This is a genomic window from Streptomyces sp. ADI95-17 (assembly GCF_003846175.1).
Classification (GTDB): Bacteria; Actinomycetota; Actinomycetes; order Streptomycetales; family Streptomycetaceae; genus Streptomyces; species Streptomyces sanglieri.
The window spans coordinates 45,767-66,312 of the sequence record NZ_ML123051.1; the positions used below are offsets into that span (position 1 = coordinate 45,767).

18 protein-coding genes are annotated in these 20,546 nt (G+C 69.7%); 8 read left to right on the forward strand and 10 right to left on the reverse strand.

Features of this window, described 5'->3' with window-relative positions:
* Nucleotides 1–31 precede the first annotated feature (31 nt).
* Complete coding sequence (locus EES42_RS34855; RefSeq protein WP_124722274.1) at nt 32–520, forward strand: GNAT family N-acetyltransferase; 489 nt, start codon at nt 32–34, stop codon at nt 518–520.
* Nucleotides 521–700: 180 nt separating this feature from the next.
* The gene (locus tag EES42_RS34860; RefSeq protein ID WP_124722275.1) at nt 701–1,324 is read left to right on the forward strand and encodes an LAETG motif-containing sortase-dependent surface protein; all 624 of its coding nucleotides are present in this window, start codon (nt 701–703) and stop codon (nt 1,322–1,324) included.
* A gap of 102 nt (nt 1,325–1,426) precedes the next feature.
* Here EES42_RS34860 and EES42_RS34865 read toward each other — a convergent pair whose 3' ends face one another.
* Nucleotides 1,427–3,559, reverse strand: coding sequence for a SpoIIE family protein phosphatase (locus EES42_RS34865; protein ID WP_124722276.1), 2,133 nt, complete (start codon nt 3,557–3,559; stop codon nt 1,427–1,429).
* A 252-nt stretch (nt 3,560–3,811) separates the two neighbouring features.
* On the opposite strand from EES42_RS34865, the gene EES42_RS34870 reads away from it, so the two are divergent.
* The gene (locus EES42_RS34870) at nt 3,812–4,885 is read left to right on the forward strand and encodes an enoyl-CoA hydratase/isomerase family protein (RefSeq protein WP_124722277.1); all 1,074 of its coding nucleotides are present in this window, start codon (nt 3,812–3,814) and stop codon (nt 4,883–4,885) included.
* A gap of 36 nt (nt 4,886–4,921) precedes the next feature.
* On the opposite strand, the gene EES42_RS34875 is transcribed toward EES42_RS34870, so the two are convergent.
* The 7 genes from EES42_RS34875 to EES42_RS34905 form a co-directional block, all read right to left on the reverse strand.
* On the reverse strand, nt 4,922–6,385 hold the full coding sequence (locus tag EES42_RS34875; protein WP_124722278.1) for an L-fucose/L-arabinose isomerase family protein: 1,464 nt from the start codon (nt 6,383–6,385) through the stop codon (nt 4,922–4,924).
* Nucleotides 6,386–6,468: 83 nt separating this feature from the next.
* Nucleotides 6,469–7,947: a rhamnulokinase gene (locus EES42_RS34880; RefSeq protein WP_124722279.1), complete on the reverse strand. Its 1,479-nt coding sequence runs from the start codon at nt 7,945–7,947 to the stop codon at nt 6,469–6,471.
* An 88-nt stretch (nt 7,948–8,035) separates the two neighbouring features.
* Nucleotides 8,036–10,081, reverse strand: a complete 2,046-nt coding sequence (locus EES42_RS34885; protein ID WP_124722280.1) for a bifunctional aldolase/short-chain dehydrogenase — start codon at nt 10,079–10,081, stop codon at nt 8,036–8,038.
* A gap of 71 nt (nt 10,082–10,152) precedes the next feature.
* Nucleotides 10,153–11,319 carry an L-rhamnose isomerase gene (rhaI, locus tag EES42_RS34890; RefSeq protein WP_124722281.1) on the reverse strand — a complete coding sequence of 389 codons (1,167 nt, stop codon included), beginning with the start codon at nt 11,317–11,319 and terminating at the stop codon, nt 10,153–10,155.
* A 303-nt stretch (nt 11,320–11,622) separates the two neighbouring features.
* Nucleotides 11,623–11,850, reverse strand: a complete 228-nt coding sequence (locus tag EES42_RS34895) for a hypothetical protein (RefSeq protein WP_124722282.1) — start codon at nt 11,848–11,850, stop codon at nt 11,623–11,625.
* Between the two features lie 88 nt (nt 11,851–11,938).
* A complete protein-coding gene (locus EES42_RS34900) occupies nt 11,939–12,430 on the reverse strand; it encodes a hypothetical protein (RefSeq protein WP_124722283.1) in 492 nt (163 codons plus the stop codon).
* Between the two features lie 87 nt (nt 12,431–12,517).
* Entirely contained in the window at nt 12,518–13,885 is a 1,368-nt protein-coding gene (locus EES42_RS34905) for an FAD-binding oxidoreductase (protein WP_124722284.1), read from the reverse strand.
* Between the two features lie 235 nt (nt 13,886–14,120).
* Here EES42_RS34905 and EES42_RS34910 point away from each other — a divergent pair, with 235 nt between their 5' ends.
* Both EES42_RS34910 and EES42_RS34915 read left to right on the forward strand, forming a co-directional pair.
* The gene (locus EES42_RS34910) at nt 14,121–14,957 is read left to right on the forward strand and encodes a pentapeptide repeat-containing protein (protein WP_124722285.1); all 837 of its coding nucleotides are present in this window, start codon (nt 14,121–14,123) and stop codon (nt 14,955–14,957) included.
* Between the two features lie 181 nt (nt 14,958–15,138).
* Nucleotides 15,139–16,503, forward strand: a complete 1,365-nt coding sequence (locus tag EES42_RS34915) for a radical SAM protein (RefSeq protein ID WP_124722286.1) — start codon at nt 15,139–15,141, stop codon at nt 16,501–16,503.
* Here the strand turns inward: EES42_RS34915 and EES42_RS34920 are convergent.
* Entirely contained in the window at nt 16,500–17,405 is a 906-nt protein-coding gene (locus tag EES42_RS34920) for a LysR family transcriptional regulator (RefSeq protein WP_124722287.1), read from the reverse strand. The genes EES42_RS34915 and EES42_RS34920 overlap by 4 nt on opposite strands.
* Nucleotides 17,406–17,521: 116 nt before the next feature.
* Here EES42_RS34920 and EES42_RS34925 point away from each other — a divergent pair, with 116 nt between their 5' ends.
* Nucleotides 17,522–18,394 carry an oxidoreductase gene (locus EES42_RS34925; protein WP_124722288.1) on the forward strand — a complete coding sequence of 291 codons (873 nt, stop codon included), beginning with the start codon at nt 17,522–17,524 and terminating at the stop codon, nt 18,392–18,394.
* Between the two features lie 122 nt (nt 18,395–18,516).
* Here EES42_RS34925 and EES42_RS34930 read toward each other — a convergent pair whose 3' ends face one another.
* Entirely contained in the window at nt 18,517–19,230 is a 714-nt protein-coding gene (locus EES42_RS34930; protein ID WP_124722289.1) for an NADPH-dependent F420 reductase, read from the reverse strand.
* 135 nt (nt 19,231–19,365) lie between these two features.
* Between EES42_RS34930 and EES42_RS34935 the strand changes: the two genes are divergently transcribed.
* Nucleotides 19,366–19,917, forward strand: a complete 552-nt coding sequence (locus EES42_RS34935; protein WP_124722290.1) for a glycoside hydrolase family 25 protein — start codon at nt 19,366–19,368, stop codon at nt 19,915–19,917.
* A gap of 109 nt (nt 19,918–20,026) precedes the next feature.
* On the forward strand, nt 20,027–20,518 hold the full coding sequence (locus tag EES42_RS34940) for a MarR family winged helix-turn-helix transcriptional regulator (RefSeq protein WP_124722291.1): 492 nt from the start codon (nt 20,027–20,029) through the stop codon (nt 20,516–20,518).
* The last annotated feature ends 28 nt before the right edge of the window (nt 20,519–20,546 follow it).

A 20,546-nucleotide genomic window follows, 5' to 3' on the forward strand; every position in this document is an offset into this window, starting at 1 on the left:
GGAGCAGAACGGCACAGGCATTCTGTCTCCCATGCTGATCAGGGAAGCAACCACCGAGGACTGGCCCGCCGTCTGGCCCTTCTTCCACGAAATCGTCGCCGCGGGCGAGACCTTCACCTACCCACTCGATCTCGGCGAAGGAGAGGCCCGCTCCTGGTGGCTCCTGGAGTCTCCCAACCGTACGGTCGTCGCGGTCGACGACGACCGGACGATCCTCGGCACGGCCAAGATGAACACCAACCACATGGGCAATGGCTCGCACATCGCGAGTGCCAGTTACATGGTCGACCCCGAGCATTCGGGCCGAGGCGTCGGCCGGGCCCTGTGCGAGTACACCCTGGACTGGGCTCGCACGTCGGGCTTCCGAGCCATGCAGTTCAACGCAGTGGTGGAGACGAACGTCCACGCCGTCAAGCTCTACCGCTCGCTCGGATTCGAGATCCTCGGAACGCTCCCGGAGGGATTCAACCACCCGGAACGGGGCTTCGTCGGGCTGCACATCATGCACTGCCGCCTCTGACAACGGCATCGCCGCTCACCCTCCGATCCGCAGTGTGCCCGTCATGTCCGAAGCCGTGGTGATGTGTGAGCAGTTGATGCCGCAGGTGCTTCGTGGGGCGGGTGCGTGGGGTGTCGGCGGGGGCAGTACTCTGCGCCCCACCGCCATTCGGGCGATGAAACACATGCGGAGGAAGAATCCATGACCATACCCAGGAGATCGTTGCGCGCTGCGGGAACGCTCGCAGCCGCCGCGGTCGTCGGCCTGACCGGTGCGGTGCTCACCGCCGGCCCGGCCGCAGCTCACACCCCCACCTGGGCCGTGACCTGCTCCGAGGTGAGCCTTGACCTGACTGCCTACAACAGCAAGGTCACCAACGAGGTGACCGTCACTGTCGACGGCAAGGACCTCCTGCCCACCGAGACCTTCGGCAGGGAGTTCCACAAGAAGCTGGAGCTGCCCAAGCACGACAAGGAGCTCACGGTCCACCTCGTCGTCAAGGCCGGCGACGGTGACAACTTCTCGCGCGACGAGACCAAGTCGGCACCCGTGTGCGAGGACGCCACCACCCCGCCGCCCGCGCCGTCCGAGGGCACCCCGTCGTCGGCACCCTCCACCGAGGCGCCGACCGCGAGCGCCGAGCCCAGCGAGAAGCCCTCGACGTCCGCGCCCGCCGCGGCCACCCCGAGCCCGAGCTCGCCGGACCTGGCGGAGACGGGTTCCTCGTCCGCGACCCCGGTCATCGCCGGAGCGGCCGTGGCCGTGCTGCTGGCGGGCGGCGGCATCATGTGGTCCGTACGCAAGCGTCGTACCGCACAGCACTGACGAATGAGCCGGTGGTCCTGACACAGGCTGTGCCGGGACCATCGGTCGCGTCCGCGCCGCCGCACGTCCGGGGCGCGGGGCGGCGCGCCCTTCGGAACGCCGTCACACCTGCTGGGCGGTCGGCCGGGCAGTGACGACGGTCGGCGCCGAGGGCCCGATCTCGCACCAGACCGCCTTGCCCTCGCCACGAGGCTCGATGCCCCAGCGAGTGGCGACGGCATCCAGGAGCAGCAGCCCCCGGCCCGATGTCGCGGTTTCGCCCGGACTGCGCCGTCTCGGCCAGGCACTTGAGCGGTCCTGGACGGAGAGGCGGACCCGCCGGACCGGCTCCGGCAGCACCTCCAGCGTGAGGACCGCGCCGCCCTCCGTGTGCAGCAGGACGTTCACCAGCAGTTCGCCGGTCACCAGTTCGGCATCGTCGGCGAGTTCGGCCATGTCCCAGTCGGTCAGGGCCTGACGCACGATGTTGCGGGCGTCGGACAGGCCCTCCGGGTCCGCCTGGTGGACGTACTGGTGCAGCCGCGGGGCCCTGGGCGAACCGGGGTCCGGGCTGCGCCGAAGGACCAGCAGAGCCACATCGTCCCCCGAACCCCAGCGTTCCCAGAGCCGGTCCGAGAGATGGTCGGCCAGCGCCTGGGCGCTCGCCGGCCCCGTACTCACCTCATGGATCAATGCCTGCAACCCCGTGTCGATGTCGGCACCCGGCTCTTCCACCAGCCCATCGGTGTACAGAACCAGCGTCTCGCCCGGAACCAGGTCGAGCCGGGTCTCCGGAAACTCCTCGTCATCGAAGTCGGTCGAGATGCCCAGCGGCATTCCGCCGCGCACCTGGGGGCTGCCGACCCGCCCGTCCATGTGCCGGATCAGCGGGCCGAAATGCCCGGCGCGAACCACCCGCACTGTGCCCGACGCGAGATCGACCTGGGCGTACGTACAGGTCGCGAAGCGGTCCGTGTCCAGTTCGGCGAGGAAGCGCGAGGCCCGGGCCAGCACCGTGGAGGGCGAGTGCCCCTCGCCGGCGTACGCGCGCAGGGCGATGCGCAACTGGCCCATGATGGCGGCGGCGTGTGTGTCGTGCCCCTGTACGTCACCGACCACGATCCCGAACCGGTCCTTGGGCAACGCGATCACGTCGTACCAGTCACCGCCGACCTGACGGCCGCTCCAGGCGGCGTGGTAGCGCACGGCGATCTCGCCGCCCTCGATCTCCTGGATCCGCCGCGGCAGCATCGCGGACTGGAGCCCGGTGGCGAATTCGCGCTCCTCGTCGAAGAGCTTCGCGCGCTGGAGGGACTGCGCCACGATGGCAGCCAGCCCCAGACACAGATTGCGCTCGTCCGCGTTGAAGGACGTGCTCTCGCGGTAGAAGAGCGCCAGTGTGCCGAGGGAACGGGCCTGGGCGACGAGCGGCAGATAGGCGGCGGCCCGGAACTTCAGCCGGCCGGCGGAGGGGGCCAGCACCGGGTAGCGATGGGTGAGAGCCGAGACCGAGGTCAGGAAGCGTGGCCGGCCGCTGAGCACGGTGTCCGCCAGAGGAAACCGCCGGTCCAGCCCGGCGTCCCCGAGTCCGTCGACCGCCTCCGCCGAATCGCCGCTCAGGGCGATGACGCTCAGTGTGGTGTTCTCGACCAGGCCCAGCGAGAGACCGTCCGCTCCGAGTCGGGCGAGCCCGCCCGGTCCGGTGAGCGCCGCGGTGACGTCGTCGACGGTCACCGCACGTGACAGCGCCCTCGTTGTGCGTTCAACGATGCTGGTCTGCCGCTGTCGCCGCTTTTCCAGATCGAGCACGAAGGCCGAATGGGTGACTTCCGCGGTGGCATCCTGCACCACCCCGACGATCCGGTGCTCCCGGCCGTCGTCGCTGCGCAGTATTCGTGCCTGGATGTGGGTCCACTGCTCCCTGCCGTCGTCCGTCGGCACCCGGAAATGGACGCTGTACGAACTGCGCCCACTCTTGACGGCCTCGTCGATCGCCACATCGAGACGGGCCCGTTCCGACTGTTCCAGGCGGTCCAGCACGGTCTCGGGCCGTGAATCGAAGGTCCGCGGATCCAGACCGAACACCAGTAGCCCGGCATCGTCCATGTCGAGCGTCCCCGCCTCCACGTCCCAGTCGAAGCTGCCCATCCGATTCATGGCAAGGCGCTGAGCCGTCGCGATCTCACCGTTGTGCGACTTCTCGATCAGCTGGCGAGGCGGGACGGAAGTGCTCGGTTGCTGGTCGTGATCGGTCATTCCTGCTCCGGAGGTCGCCGGGCGGGGCTGCCGGGCGGCGCGGCCCGTTCGGGGTGACTCAATTGTCGAACCGCTTCCGGCAGGTTGCCACAGCGGAAACCCGGCTAAATCCGGCCGGAAGACAGGATCGGGCGGGTTGCGCGGACCCCGGACCCCTGCTGTCCCGACACCGGCCCCGCCCCGCAGAATGGCAGCGGAAGATCGTCCGCGACCGGCGGTCGATACGGCACAGGGGCTGACCGGAGCGCATTCATGAACCACGAAGATCCAGTTCTGCTGCACACCGAAGGACGTGTCCGGCACATCATGCTGAACCGTCCACGTGCCCTCAACGCACTGAATCACGCCATGGTGGCGCGCGTCACCGAAGCACTCGCCGACGCCGAGCACGACGACTCGGTCATCGCGGTCCTGATCACCGGGGCGGGCGAGCGGGGTCTCTGCGCAGGCGGCGACATCCGGTCCATCTACGAGGACGCCCGGGCCGGCGGCAGCGAGTCGATGGACTTCTGGCGCGACGAATACCGGCTCAACGCCCGCATCGCCCGATTCCCCAAGCCGTACATCGCGATCATGGACGGCATCGTGATGGGCGGCGGCGTAGGAGTCTCGGCCCACGGTGACATCCGTGTCGTCACCGAACGCTCCCGGATCGCCATGCCCGAGACCGGCATCGGATTCGTCCCCGACGTCGGCGGCACCGGTCTGCTCGGTGCGGCGCCCGGCGAGCTGGGCACCCACCTGGCGCTCACCGCGGAAGCGGTCGGGGCGGGCGATGCGCTGCTGTGCGGCCTCGCCGACCACTTCGTACCGTCGCAGCGGCTCGCCGAGCTCACCGCGGACCTGGCCGGCTGCGGCACGACCGCCGGGATCGAGCAGACGGTGCTGCGGTACGCCGCACCCGCGCCGGACGGCGAACTGGCCGCGCACCGTGAGTGGATCGACGCCTGTTACGGGGCGGCCTCGGTGGAGGAGATCGTCGACCGGCTCGACAACAGCGGCGTCCCTGCGGCCAAGCAGGCCGCCGAAACCATCCTGACCAAGTCGCCCACCTCGCTCAAGGTGACCCTCTCCGCCCTGCGCAGGGCGCGCCGGCTCGGCAGCCTGGAGGCGGTACTCGACCAGGAGTACCGGACTTCGTGCACCGCCTTCACCAGGCCCGACTTCGTGGAGGGCGTGCGCGCCCAGATCATCGACAAGGACCGCGACCCGCGGTGGACCCCGGCGGATCTCGCCGGGGTCACCGACGCCGACGTCGCACTCTTCTTCGCCCCGCTCGGCGACCGCGAACTCGGCCTGGCCGCCACCTCCGGACCGACGGACTGAGGCGCACCGGGCGGGGCGGCGGACCGCGTTCGGGAATCAGAGGTCGTTCGGTCCGCCGACCGTGCGGAACGGGACGCCGAGCAGGTCGGCCGCGGCCTTGAGGTCCTTGGCGCGATGGCCGGTGCACAGCGTCCAGTGGTGACCGATGCCGGTCGCGGACCAGGCATCGGTCCACTCGCCCGGGTCGAAACCGAAGTCGACCCGCGAGGTGGTGTTGCCGATCTCCAGCAGTGGCCCTGGCACCACCTCGCCCTCGGAGGCGATGAAGGTGAAGGTCCCGTCGGCCTCCTGCCCGACGCCGAACGTGGTGACCGGTCCGTGCCTGACGTCGAATTCCACGCTCACGCCCCAGCCGCGCTTGCCGTGGTAGACGCCGAGTCCGCGCAACAGGGGATCCTTGGCGCTGATGGCGAGGTGGGCCGGGCCGTCGTGGCCCATCTCCACCACCCGGTCCCGGAAATTGAGGGCCTGGAGCTCGGTGAAGGAGCCTCCGGCGCCGATGGTGTCGGCGATCAGCATGGCGAGGCTGGTGCGCAGCTCGTACTCACCTGCCATCGGGATGCCGCGCGCGGTCAGCAGCGACGCGCCGAGGATCATGCCGGCGCCGAGCCGCTCGTGGATCTCGCCCTCCAGACCGCGGTGGTAGTAGGCGAGACTGCCGAGTGCGAAGTCCTCCACGAGCCGGTCCAGCCCGACCGACACGCGGGCGGCCCACGCGAGATCGTTCTCGTCGACGGAGTCGTCGAGGGTGAAGACCCTACGCGCGAGCGCGACCCGTTCGGCCGCCGCCTCATCCGTGACGGCGGCGACCCGGACCCGCAGGTCGTCGAATTCGAGGACTTCGACATGCCCGCCGAACTGGGTGGAGACCAGCGTCATGTCGGTGGAGACGTCGAGCATGCCGGGGTAGAGGTGTCCCATCAGACCGTGCCGGCCGTGGCGCAGCGCGGCGCGGACCTGAGCGGCACGGATCCAGCGGCGGATCCGGTTCCACGCGTTCTCGTCGTGCAGATGGCCCGAGACGGAGCGGAAAGGGATGCCGCCGCGCCGGAACACATTGGCGACCTCCGGCAGCGGGCACTGCCCGCAGTACGCCAGCCACTTGCCCGTATCGGTGTCCGGATGGTCCATCGCCTCGGTCGGCTGGAGATCGATGACCAGCACCGGAGCGTGCGCGCGCTGGGCGATCGGCAGCACCATCGAAGCGGTCAGATACGTCGTCAGAAACGTCACAACCATGTCGCAGTCGGCAGAGCGGAGCCGTTCCGCGGCCGTCGCCGCCTCCTGCGGATCGGAGATGAAACCGGCGTCGACGACCTCGCAGCCCATCTCCTCGAACTGCCCGGTCACGAAGCGGGCCGACTCCCGCAGCCGGTCGAGAAGACCGGGGAACTGCGGCCAGTACGCACCGAGTCCGCCGGACACCAGACCGATCCGGGAACGACGGCGCGCGGTGCGGGCGAGCACACCGTCGAGCGTGGCGGGCAGGACATCAGTCATGAGTTTCCTTCCTTCGGTTCCGCCGAAGGCCCGGGCTTCCGAAGGATGCCCGGGCCTCCGACGAGGGCAGGGGACGCACCGGCTCAGCCCGGGTCCAGCCTCGCGGCCGCCCGGTCCCAGGCCCGCCGGTCGCCCTGCGGGGTGTAGTGGCGCAACTCCTGGGTCCGTGCCACCAGTTGTCGCATGGACATGAGGTCGCCCGCCAGCCCATGGGCGCGCGCCTGCAACAGGATGTTGCCCAGCGCGGTCGCCTCCGCCGGGCCGGCCGTGACGGGCAGCCCCGTGGCATCGGCGGTCCACTGGCAGAGGAGTTCGTTGCGCGAACCCCCGCCGACAAGATGGATCCGGCTCAGCTCACGCCCCGCGAGGGCGGCAGCCTGCCGCAGCGTCCTGCGATGAGCCAGCGCCAGGCTCTCCAGGACACACCGGACATAGCCGCCCGGCCCGTCGGGCGGGACCTGCCCGGTCCGTACGAGATGGGCATCGATCCGCGACGGCATGTCACCCGGCGCGAGAAACGCCTCGTCGTCGGGATCGATCACCGCGGCGAACGGCCGGGCCCGGGCCGCCGACGCGAGCAGCTCGGCCAGCCCCGGTGCGTCGCCCCGCAGGCCCCAGGTCCGGCGGCACTCCTCCAGCAGCCACATCCCCATGATGTTGCGGAGATAGCGCACGGTGCCGTCGACCCCGCGCTCGTTGGTGAAGTTGGCCGCGCGGGACTCCTCCGTCAGTACCGGAGCCGCCAGCTCCAGCCCGGCCAGCGACCACGTACCGCAGGAGACATAGGCGAACCCCGGCTCGGTGGCGGGCACCGCCGCGACCGCCGACGCCGTGTCGTGCGAGGCCACGGCCGTCACCGGTGTCCCGGCCGGCAGCCCCGTGTACTCGGCGACGTGCGGCAGCAGTGTTCCCGCCGAGTCACCCGGCTCACGCAAGGGCGGGAACCAGGAACGCTCCAGGCCCAGCCTCCCGATCAGCTCGTCGGACCAGGCACCGGCCGACGCGTCGAACAGGCCGGTCGTCGAGGCATTGGTGCTCTCCGCGCCCACCGTGCCGGTCAGCCAGTTGGTCAGCAGATCGGGGATGAGGAGCATCGTCCGTGCCGAACCCCACTGGGCACTCGTACGGTGAGCGGCCAGCTGGAACACGGTGTTGAACGGCAGATGCTGCAAGCCTCCGACGGCATACAGCTCCTGCGCCCCGCACACCGCCAGCACCTGCTCGGCCGCCCTTCCGTTCCGGCTGTCGCGGTAGTGGAAGGGCAGCCCGAGCAGGGCCCCGTCGGCATCGAGAAGGCCGTAGTCGACCGCCCACGTATCGATGCCGATCGAGGCGATCGGACCGATGCGCGCGGCTGACCGCAGACCGTCCAGCATTCCCTGGTACAGCGCGAGCACGTCCCACCGCAGCCCGTCCGGCAGCCGGACCGGCGTATTGGCGAACCGGTGCACCTCGGTCAGCGTGAGCTCTTCCGGCCCGGCCAGGCCGGTGATCACCCGCCCGCTGGTGGCACCGAGGTCCACGGCGGCGAAGGTCGCGTCGCTCTGTGACGTCACAGACATGACCATCTCATCCGGGAGATCGCGGAACACCGAGGCACCCCGCGGGCTCGCCTCGGCATATCCATCCAGGGCATCGCCGCGACAGGAGTCATCGGAGGAAGGCCGCCGCCACGCCGGCGTCGACCGGAACATGGAGTCCGGTCGTGTGCGTGAGGTCCCCGCCGGTCAGCGCGAAGACGGCGTTGGCCACATGCTCCGGGAGCACCTCGCGCTTCAGAATGGTCCGCTGGGCGTAGAACTCGCCGAGCTTCTCCTCCTCGATGCCGTACGTCGCCGCGCGCTGGGCGCCCCAGCCGGCCGCGAAGATTCCCGAACCCCGCACCACACCGTCGGGGTTGATGCCGTTGACGCGGATGCCGTGCTCGCCCAGTTCGGCGGCGAGCAGCCGCACCTGATGCGCCTGATCGGCCTTGGTGGCCGAGTAGGCGATGTTGTTCGGACCCGCGAACACCGCGTTCTTCGACGCGATATAGACGATGTCGCCACCGAGGTTCTGCGCCGTCATCATCCGAGCGGCCTCGCGCGACACCAGGAACGAGCCGCGCGCCATGATGTCGTGCTGGAGGTCCCAGTCCCGGGCCGTCGTTTCGAGCAGCGGCTTCGAGATGGAGATCCCGGCGTTGTTCACCACGAGATCCACACCGCCGAAGGCGAGAGCGGCGGCCCGGAACGCGGCGGCGATCTCCTCCTCACTGGTCACATCGACCGGCACGGCGAGAGCCTTGTCCGCCCCGCCGAGATCCTCCGCCACCGAGGAGGCGTTGGCCGCGTCGATGTCCGCGACGACGACACATGCTCCCTCCGCGACCAGCCGGTGCGCGATGGCCTTGCCGATGCCGGACCCCGCGCCCGTGACCAGCGCCACCCGGGTGGCCAGCGGCTTGGCCCTCGGCATCCGGCGCAGCTTGGCCTCCTCCAGCTCCCAGTACTCGATCCGGAACTTCTCGGACTCCTCGATCGGTGCGTACGAGGAGACGGCCTCCGCACCACGCATCACATTGATGGCATTGAGGTAGAACTCCCCGGCGACCCTGGCCGTCTGCTTGTCCTTGCCGAAGGAGAACATGCCGACCCCGGGCACCAGCACGATCGCGGGATCCGCACCGCGCATCGCGGGGGAGTCCGGCGAGGCATGACGCTCGTAGTACGCGCGATACGCCTCCCGGTACTCCCCGTGCAGTTCCTTGAGCCGCGCCGCCGCTTCGTCCAGCGGGGCGTCCGAGGGCAGGTCGAGGACGAGAGGCCTGACCTTCGTACGAAGGAAGTGGTCCGGACAGGAAGTGCCAAGGGCGGCGAGCCTCGGGTGTTCGGCACGGGCGAGGAAGTCGAGCACCGGCTCGGTGTCGGTGAAGTGCCCCACCTGCGGACGGTCGGTGGAGGCCAGACCGCGGATCAGCGGGGCGAGCGCGGCCGCGCGCTCACGGCGCCGCTCCTCGGGAAGCGGCTCACGGCCCGCCCATTCGGGGCCGAAGGGTTCGGCCCTGCCCCGTTCCTGGAGGAAGGTCTCGGCGGTGCGGATCATCCACAGGGCGTTGTGCTCGCACTCCTCGGACGTCTCGCCCCAGGCCGTGATGCCGTGCCCGCCGAGGATCACCCCGACGGCCCGGGGGCTGGCCTCCTTGACCGCGGCGATGTCCAGACCGAGCTGGAACCCCGGCCTGCGCCAGTCCACCCAGGCCACTTTGTCGCCGAAACACTCCGCGGTCAGCTTCTCGCCGTCGGTGGCGCACGCCAGCGCGATCCCCGAGTCCGGATGCAGATGGTCGACGTGGGCGGCCTCGACCAGGGCATGCATCGCCGTGTCGATGGACGGGGCGGCACCGCCCTTGCCGTGCAGGCAGTAGTCGAACGCGGCAACCATCTCGTCTTCGCGTTCCACCCCCGGGTACACCTTCTTGAGGGCGCGCACCCGGTCCAGGCGCAGCACGGCGAGGCCGGCCTCGGTGAGCGTGCCGAGATCACCACCGGAACCCTTGACCCACAGCAGTTCGGTGTCGTCACCCGTGACCGGGTCGGTGCCGTTGGCCTTGACCGAGGTGTTGCCACCGGCGTAGTTGGTGTTCCGGGCGTCGGAGCCGATCCGGTGGGCGCGTTCCAGGAGTGCGGCGACTTCGGGATGCGTCGCGGAGGTCATGAGTTTCCTTCGTGGTCGGGGAGCCGTCTGAATCGGTCGATGGTCGTACGGGGGAGAGGGGAGGCCGCGGCTCAGGCGCCCCAGCCGGCCTGCTCGCCACCGACCCGGGCGGCGGCGATCCGCTCCTGATTGCCCGAGGCCAGATAGGCGGCGAACGGATCCCTCGCCAGGCCGAGCTCCTCGCGCACCTCGGCCAGCAGCGGACGCACATCGGTGTTGTAAGCGTCCATCAGGGCGCCGTTCGCGGCCAGCACATCGCCGGACCGCTGTGCGGCACCCAGCGCCGCCATGTCGACCAGCAATGCCTTGGCGGTCGCTTCCTGCACATTGGCGACCGACCGGATCACGGCGGGGATCTTCGCCTCGATGTTGTGGCACTGGTCGAGCATGAAGTTGACGTTCGTCTCGGGCTTCAGACCGTCGTTCCTGACCACCTCGTGCATGATCCGGAACAGCTGGAACGGGTCGGCGGCCCCCGCCATCAGGTCGTCGTCCGCGTAGAAGCGGGAGTTGAAGTCGAAGGCGCCGAGCTTCCCCGCGCGCAGCAGGGAGGCCACGATGAACTCGATGTTGGTGCCCGGCGCGTGATGCCCGGTGTCCACGACCACCTGGGCCTTCGGGCCGAGCCGCAGACAGTGGGCGTACGCCGTGCCCCAGTCGGGAACGTCGGTCGCGTAGAAAGCGGGCTCGAAGAGCTTGTACTCCAGCAGCATCCGCTGGTCGTCGCCCAGCCGCTCGTACACCTCGGCCAGCGCTTCGGCGAGCCGGTCCTGGCGAGCGGTGATGTCGTCCTGCCCGGGGTAGTTCGTGCCGTCGGAGAACCAGAGCTTGAGATCGGGGGAACCGGTCTCGTCCATGATGTCGACGCACTCCAGCAGATGGTCGGTGGCCTTCCGGCGCACCTTCGGATCGGGGTGGGTGACCGAACCGAGCTTGTAGTCGTCGTCCTGGAAGACGTTGGAGTTGATCGCCCCGATCCGCAGCCCGAGCCCCTCGGCGTGCCGGGTCAGGGCCGCGTAGTCCTCGACCCTGTCCCACGGAATGTGCAACGACACCTTCGGTGCCACACCCGTGAACGCGTGCACCTGCGCCGCGTCCTCCATCTTCTCGAACGGGTCGCGTGGCACACCCGGTTGTGCGAACACCTTGAAACGTGTCCCGGAGTTCCCGTACCCCCACGAGGGCGTCTCGATGACCTGGGACTTCAGAGCTGCCTTGACGGCCGACACATCAGACATGAACACCTCGTAAGCAGAGTCATCCAGCGACCGGAGACCGTTCGGATGTATGAATCGTTTCATCTGGACCGTACGCTAGGTTTGCCAAGAGCTTCCAGTCAAGGCGCTGGTCGGGTTCTCTTGGCCGGTTGAATCAATTCATCGTGGAAGTGCCCGGCCTGACGAGCCGTTCGGTGCATGGTGGCGCATCGGGGCGGCGAGGTGAAGAGAGCCCGCGAGGGGCCGGCCGGTGCGAGCCCGGCCGGCCTCGTCCGGCTGCCGAGCACCCTGCGATCGTGGTGGCGCCCGCAAGGCCCGCCCGGTTCAGCGACCGCCGACGGACATGCCCGGTTGCAGCGAGCTCACCAGGTCGAAGAACCGGGACTCGTTGCCGCAGAGGCCGGCCTGCTGGAGCGCACCGTCCGCCTCGGCGATCGGAGAGGCGAGCAAGGGCACGTACAAGGGGCCGTCGTCGGGATCCGCGAGCGCAGCGCGGGTGGCCTCCAGCAGTCGGACGTACGCCTGGGCCGCGGCGAGTTCGTCATTGCGCATCTCAGCATCTCCCGGTCAGAGGTGTCGGACCCACCAGCATCCCCCATGGGTCTGACAACGCCGGTAGACGGCGGCGCGGGGCGGCCCGTCATCCGCCGTCCGGTCCCCGTGCACCGGCCGGCGGTTCGACCTCCAGGAATCTTCGGCGCCGCGCTCCTCGGTACATCAGCACCGTCCAGCCCAACTCCCGCAGCACCTCCGAGCACCGGGTCAGCCCGGCCTCCTCCGAATGGGACGCCCCGCTGCCGGGCGGACCGAGCCAGTCGACACGGACACCGCCCGGTGCCTCGCCCCGCTGCAAGCGATATCCGGCCGCCGTCCGCAGCCCCGATCCGTCGACGGCCGAGGGGGCCAGGCCCGATGCCTCCAGGGCGATGGCGACCGCCCGTACCGGCCGGATTACTTCCCAGCGCGCAGGTACACCCTGAGGATCGGCGTGCCCGGTGTTCGTCAGCCGACGGATCTGGAGCATTCCCTCGAACGCCGTCCGCACGGAAGCGGAGCGTCTCGCGTCAGGCTCCGGAGCCCCCGGACCGTCCCCGGTCGCCGGTTCGAAACCGGCCCCGTCCTCGGTGTCCATCAGTGTCCCCCTTCGGCCGTGCCGTGCTGCTGCCAGTGTGCGTGGCGCCACTGACAGCGGCTCGGGCGCGGGGCACGGGAAGCCGCTTCAGCCGCCGAGCACCTTGCCCGGGTTCAGGATGCCGTGCGGGTCCAGCGCCGCCTTCACCGCGTGATGCATGCCCAGCACCGCGGAGCCCAGCTCCTTGTTCATGCCGCGCATCTTCAGCAGCCCCACCCCGTGCTCACCCGTGACCGTGCCACCGAGGTCGATCGCGTCGTCGAGGATGTCCTCGAAGGCCGACTGGGCGTGGGCGCGCGCGGCTTCGTCGCCGGGCGCCGTGATGATCAGCGGGTGCAGGTTCCCGTCCCCGGCATGGGCGATGTTGGCCACCAGGATGTCGTGCCGGGCCGCCGTCCTCTCGATCCGGGCCAGCATCTCGGGCACCGCGGTCCTGGGCACGCACACGTCCTCGGTCAGGACCGGACCGAGCCGCTCCAGCGCCGGGTAGGCGAGTCGGCGTGCCTGGAACAGCGCATCGGCCTCCTGCTGGTCCGTGGAGACCGCGGCCCAGGTGGCCCCCGACCGCTCGAAGCACTCCCGTACCAGCTCGGCCTCGGCGTCGCCCTCGGCTCCCGGTGTGTCGACCCGCCCCAGCAGCACCACGTCCGCGTCGGCGGAGAGCCCCATCTTCTTCCAGGCGTCGACGGCCGCCAGACAATGACGGTCGACCAGTTCGAGAGCCGAGGGGATCACGCCCGACGCGGTCACGGCGCTCACCGCCTCACCGGCGGCCACCACCGACGAGAAGTATCCGGCCACGGTCCGTTCCTGCGGCCGTGCCGGACGCAGCCGCACCGTGATCTCCGTGATCACGCCGAGGGTGCCCTCGGAGCCGACCATCAGCCCGGCCAGGTCGTATCCCGCCACGCCCTTCGCGGTGCGCCGGCCGAGCGGGACGACCTCGCCGAGCCCGTTGACCACTTCGAGGCCGAGCACATAGTCGCGCGTCACTCCGTACTTGACGCAGCACATGCCCCCGGCGTTGGTCGCGACGTTCCCGCCGATCGTCGACCAGGGCGAGCTGGCCGGATCCGGCGGATACCAGAGCCCGTGCTCCGCGCTCGCCGCCCGCAGATCGTCGTTGACCACTCCCGGCTGGACGACGGCCAGCCGCTCCGCCGGGTCGATGCGGACGATGCGGTTCATGTCCTCGAAGGACACGACGATCGCCCCGTCCACGGCGTTCGCGCCACCCGAAAGGCCGGTGCCCGCGCCGCGCGGCACCAGCGCAATGCGGTGGGCCAGACAGTGCCGGACCACATCCCGGACCTCTTCGGTGCTCTGTGGACGCACCACGGCCAGGGGCGTTCCGTACGGGGCCCACTCGGCCTCGTCGTGCTGATACCGGGCGAGGCCGGCCGGATCGGTCAGTACCCGCCGGGCAGGGATGTCGTCGACTGCTGCGTTCGCCACGTCCGTGGCCACCTCCCACTACAAAGATGTACTACCCATCATCATTGCGCGTGGAGTCCCGGACCGGACCGGAACCCCCCGCTCCGACGCGCGGGACAGGTGGCCGAAGGGTGCCCCGCGGCGAGTGACTCAGCACCGGCGGATATTGCGATGATCATTAAATTGACGCGAGCCGGTGGCGGATCCGGATAGGGTCGGCCGTCCGACAATTCCGTACCCAGAGGATCCACGCACCGTGCCCGACAACGTCCAAGGACCCGGCACCGACCGTGCCGCGCTGAGCGCCGACTGCGCGAACTGCTTCGGGCTGTGCTGCGTAGCGCTGACCCTGACACGGTCCGCGGACTTCGCGGTCGACAAGGACGCCGGGAAGCCCTGCCGGAACCTCCAGGAGGACTTCCGCTGCGGCATCCACACCGAGCTGCGGACCCGGGGCTTCCCCGGTTGCACCGTGTACGACTGCTTCGGGGCGGGCCAGAAGGTCTCCGGCGAGACCTTCCGCGGACAGGACTGGCGCAGCGCCCCGCGGACCGCCCAGCAGATGTTCCAGGTGTTCCCGGTCATGCGGCAGCTCCATGAGCTGCTCTGGTACCTCACGGAGGCGCTGTCCCTGGAAGCGGCGCGCTCCCTCCACCACGAGATCCGGCGCGCCCTCGACGAGACGGAGCGCCTCACCCACCTTCCGGCGGACGCGTTCCGTGAACTGGACGTGGCCGGGCACCGCGACGTCGTGGCCGAGCTGCTGCGCCGTGCCGGCGCGCTGGTACGAGCTACGGCGCCGCGAAAGAAGAAGCGCGACCACCGGGGCGCCGACCTCATCGGAGCCCGGCTCAGGGGCGCCGATCTGCGGGGCGCCGACCTGCGCGGCGCGTACCTGATCGCAGCGGACCTCACCGGTGCCGATCTGCGCCTGGCCGACCTGATAGGTGCTGACTTCCGGGACGCGGACCTGTCCGGCGCCGACCTCACGACGAGCCTCTTCCTCACCCAGTCCCAGCTCAACGCGGCCGGGGGAGACGCGTCGACGAAACTCCCGCCGTCCCTCGGCCGCCCCACGCACTGGACCCGTTGAACTCCGGCCCGGAGGTGGCCACAGACCGACGACCCGGGCCGTGCCGCCGACGGCCGCGGACCGGCCCCGACGCACCCTGGGGAATCGGCCGGTGCGTCGGGGCACTGCGGACGTGTCCGGTTCGTTGCACAGTGTGGCGTACCCGGAACGCCGCAGACGACCGGACCGAGGAGTCCCGCACATGGCCCGCAGTACCGACCGCAGCCGCACCGAACCGCATCGCACGGACGCGAACCGCACCCGTCTGGTCGAGCGCCTCATGGAGCAGTTCCCGCACGTGCCCCGGGAAGCCGTCATCAAGGAAGACCTGCTGCGCGGTGGACTGGCCTTCGACGAGTCCGCGCTGAGCGACAACGAGGGCGGTGACGTCAAGCCGAAGTCCTACTTCATCTTCTCCTTCGACCACGGCACCCTCCCCGAGCTCGGCGCCGCCGCCCTGCGCCGCCCGCCGGAGGAGATCGTCCTCACCGGCGGACCGTACGGCCTGCGCAGGACCGTCGTGTCGGTCCGGGTCAACCCGGCGTCCCCGTACCGTGTCGCGGCCGACGACGACGGAGTGCTCGGGCTGTATCTCGACGGCCGGCGGATCTCCGATGTGGGCCTGCCGCCCATGCCGGACTACTACCGGCACACGCTGGAGAACGGCAAGTCCGTGATGGAGGTGGCGCCCACCATCCAGTGGGGGTACCTCGTCTATCTCACGGTCTTCCGGGTCTGCCAGTACTTCGGGGCGAAGGAGGAGTGCCAGTACTGCGACATCAACCACAACTGGCGCCAGCACAAGGCGGCGGGACGCCCGTACACCGGAGTGAAGCCGGTCGAGGAGGTCCTGGAGGCGCTCGCCATCATCGACAAGTACGACACGGCGAAGACCTCCACCGCCTACACCCTCACCGGTGGGGCCATCACCTCCCACATCGGCGGCCGCGACGAGGCCGACTTCTACGGCCAGTACGCCAAGGCCATCGAGGAGCGCTTCCCCGGCCGCTGGATCGGCAAGGTCGTGGCCCAGGCCCTGCCCAAGGCCGACGTGCAGCGGTTCCACGACTACGGCGTGCAGATCTACCACCCGAACTACGAGGTGTGGGACCGACGGCTGTTCGAGCTCTACTGCCCGGGCAAGGAACGCTACGTCGGCCGTGACGAGTGGCACCGCCGGATCCTGGACTCCGCCGAGGTCTTCGGCCCCCGCAATGTCATCCCCAACTTCGTGGCGGGCGTGGAGATGGCCGAGCCCTTCGGCTTCACCACGGTGGACGAAGCCATCGCCTCGACCACCGAGGGCCTGCGCTTCTTCATGTCGCACGGCATCACCCCGCGGTTCACCACCTGGTGCCCGGAGCCCACCACCCCGCTCGGGAAGACCAACCCGGACGGGGCGCCGCTGGAGTACCACATCCGCCTGCTGGACGCCTACCGGGCGACCATGGAGGAGTACGGTCTCAGCTCGCCCCCCGGCTACGGCCCGCCGGGCGCCGGCCGCGCCGTCTTCTCCGTCAGCTCGTTCATGGACAGCCTTCCGGCCCGTCCGGACGACTCCGTCTAGCGCTGGTCCGGGCCGTCGGGTGCGGCGGCCGCCAGTTCACGCACGACACGTGCGAACCCCCGCACGAGGCTGCTGTCCGTGCCGTCGGCCCAGGCGAGCACGGTCCGCAGCGGCTCGGCGTCGGACAGCGGCACCCAGGTGAGATCGGGCCGGGCGTAGTACCTGGCCATGCTCATCGGCGCGAAGCAGATGGCGGAGCCCTCCGCCACCTGCTCCAGCATCTCCTCGACGTTGTCGTTGGTCGGCCCCCATCTCGGACTCGAACCGTCCGGCCGGGGGTTGACCGCCCACCAGTCCACCCATTCGCGCGGCGCGCGCTCGGTCCACATCAGCGGCTCGTCACCCACATCGAGTACGGAGACCTCGTCGCGTCCCGCAAGCACATGTCCCGACGGCAACCCCACGACGCGTGGCTCCGTATGCACCAGTTCGGAGCGGAGGCCGGTCAGATCGTTGGGCAGCCAGACGAAGGCCACGTCGACCAGTCCTTCACGCAGCGCGGCAGCCTCCTGACCCCAGTCATACCGCCTGGGCACCACTCGCACTCCGGGATTACGTCGCGCGAACTCGGCCCGTGCCCGGGTGGTGAGTTCACCCGCACCGCTCGCCTCGAACCCGACCCGCAGCACGCCCGTCTCACCGCGCCGGTGCCGCTCGGCGGCGGCGGACACCCGTTCCGACTGGCGGACCGTGAGCAGAGCCTCGGCGATGACCTCCCGGCCGGCGTCGGTCGCGGACACACCCCCGGCGTGCCGGTCGAAGAGCCGAACGCCCAGTTCGGATTCGAGGCTCTTCAACGCGTAGGACAGGGCCGGCTGGCTGACGTACAGCCGCTGTGCGGCCCTTCCGAGGTTCTCCTCGTCGGCGATCACGGTGAGGTAGTGCAGCTGACGCAGCTCCATGCAGCGATCATAAATCTTCTTTATGGAGCGAGAGGAGCTCTGTCTTGGACCGCACCCGGCACCGGCTGCAATAAATGAGTCAGCTCAACAACCCCTTTGAACAAGTGGAGTTACTGATGAAAGCAGAGACCGGAGCCGCCGACCGCGACGGGACGACGGGTCGCGTCTGGCTGATCACGGGAGCGTCCTCCGGCTTCGGCCGTTCGATCGCCGCCGCCGCACTGGCCGCCGGGGACACGGTCGTGGCCACGGCTCGCAGGCCCGAGGCGCTCGACGATCTGGTCGCCGCTTATCCCGACCGGGCCGTCGCGGCCCAACTGGACGTCACCGACACCGCCCGCATCGCCGCCGTCGTCGCCGACACGGTGCTCTGGCACGGACGCATCGACGTCGTCGTCAACAACGCGGGTCTCGGTATGGTCGGGGCCGTCGAGGAGACCAGCGACCAGGAACTACGGGACCTGATGGACCTGCACTTCTTCGGCCCCGCGGCATTGGTCCGCGCGGTGCTGCCGCACATGCGCCGGCAGCAGTCCGGCGCCATCGTGCAGATGAGCAGCATGGGCGGCCGCTTCACATTCCCCGGAGTCGGTGCTTATTCGGCCACCAAATTCGCCCTGGAAGGCCTGTCCGAGGCACTCGCGGCCGAGGTGGCCCCGCACGGAATCAAGGTACTCATCGTCGAACCCGGATCGTTCCGGACCGGGTTCGCCGGGGGAGGCGCGCTCCGGCAGACAGCCGCGATGCCCGCGTACGAGGCGACGGTCGGCCCCGTCCGGACGGACCTCCCCGGCTCGGACGGCAAGCAGGAGGGCGACCCCGACAAGGCCGCGGCGGCCATTCTCACCGCCCTCGCCGCAGAGAGGACGCCACTGCGACTTCCGCTCGGCAACGATGCGACCGACGCGATCCAGGCCCATCTCGAAGCGGCCCGTGCCGAGACACTCCTGTGGGAAAAGATCAGCCGCAGCACCGCCTTCGACGACTGAGGAGTGCGGCCCGTCCCACGGGCGCCGACACGCCCGACGACGACAGGGCGCCGCGGCGGAGCCCCGGGGACGACGGGCCGGGGACGACGAGGGAGGCCCGTCGTCCCCGGCGCCGGGGAACGTCAGGCGCGCCACTCGGCCGTGCGCTCGGGGGACGCCTCGGCGAGTGCCTTGCGGACGGCCTCCACGTCGCCCTGATGGCCGTAGACAGGTGTGCCGGGCTGCTGACGCCAGGACTCGTCGAGGCCCCCGGCGTCCACGGTGTCGAAGCCGAGTTCGTCGATGAGATCGCGCACGACCTGCTTGGCCGCCGCGTCGTCACCGGCCACCGGCAGTGCCTGACGGCCGGGGCTGCCCTTGGGGAGCCCGTTGGAGAGGATGTCCTGTGCGTACGTCCCGTTGAACGCCTTGATCACCGGGTGGCCGATCTGCTCCTCGGTCCACCGGCTCTCGGGCTTGCCGTCCTCGATCTCGGCGATGCGGCCGTCGCGTTGCTGCGGGTAGTAGTTGCCCGTGTCGATGACCGCGGCCCCGTCCGCGGCGCCGTCGATCAACCCGGTGGGCAGATCGGGGACGGCCTTGAGCGGGACGGTGACGACAACGATCCTGGCTCCCCGAGCAGCTTCCGACGCGTTGACCGCGGTGGCTCCGGTCTCCTCGGCGAGTGCGGAGAGCGTCTGCGGTCCGCGCGAATTGGCAATGGACACCTCGTGACCCAGTGCGGTGAGGCGCCGGGCGAGGTTTCCGCCGATGTTGCCCGCTCCGATGATGCCGATCTTCATGGATCCGACCTTCCGATGGCGACTGCGGTACGTGATGTGGTCTCGCCGGTTCATCAACTACCCGTTTCCGGTCCATATTCCTGGCAATGGCAAAACGATTCGCCCGTTCATCCGAAGGATGGGAACGACCGACTGCGGGCACGTACAGAAAAAGAACGGAAGCGCTCATCCCACTTGAAGGCGGTGCCCATGCTCCATGGCGTCGATGTCAGTTCCCATCAGTCGTCCTTCGACACGGACGGACTGGACTTCGTCTTCATCAAGGCCACCGAGGGCCGCTCGTACGTCAATCCACACCTCTCGGCGCAGGTGAAAAGGGCCAGGGACGCGGAGTGCGTGCTCGGCTTCTACCACTTCCTCTGGCCGGGGAACATCACGGCCCAGGCCGAGTACTTCGTGAGCAAGGCCCCGGAGAAGGCGGGTGATCTGCTCGCCGTCGACTGGGAGGAGAACGGCGAAGGCACGCGGGCCGGCAACGCCGAGAAGGACCGCTTCATCCGCGAGGTCAAACGCCTGCGGCCGCACCACAAGGTTCTGCTGTACTGCAACCGCTATTTCTGGCTGAACCACGACACCACGTCGTACGCGGGGGACGGCCTGTGGATCGCCGACTATGTGACCGCGGGAAAGCCCAGGATCAAGGCGTCCTGGCGTATCCACCAGTACACCGACCACCCGCTCGACAAGGACGTCGCCGCCTTCTCCTCGCGGACGGCCATGCGTGACTGGGCCAAGGGGTAGACGCCGCAGGACCGTGCACACGGGCGGTGCGGCCCGGACCGTGCTGGGCGGGGCGCTCTCTCATTGGTGGGTGAATACCTATGATTGGTGAGTGCCTAAGATTGGGTCGATGAGCGAGACCCCGCCCAGCCTCCTGGGACTCACGACCTATCTGCTGTCCAAGACCGGCAAGGCGGCGCGGAGCCGACTCGCGGCGCGACTGGCCGAGCGCGACCTCCGGCTCTGGCACATGGCCGTACTGTCGGCGCTCATCGACTTCGGCCCCCATGTGCAACGGGAACTGGCATCGAGGCTCGGGATCGACCGGAGCGACATCGTCAAGATCGTGGACGATCTCGCGCTGGCCGGTCTCGTCGGCCGGGCCCGGGACACCGCCGACCGCCGACGGGTGACGGTCACGCCCACCCCGGCCGGCCGTGCCGTGCTCGCCGAGCTCCAGGACGATGCGCGGAGCGTGCAGGCGGCAATGCTCGCCCCCCTGAACGCGCGCGAACAAGGCCAGCTGGCAGCACTGTTGAAGCGTGTCCACGCCCATGTTCACGACAGCCCCGCAGGATCGAATGTCCACGGCAGTCCCGCAGCGTCGGGGCCAGGTCGCTGACCGAATCCCCGGGGCCGGTGCGGCACAC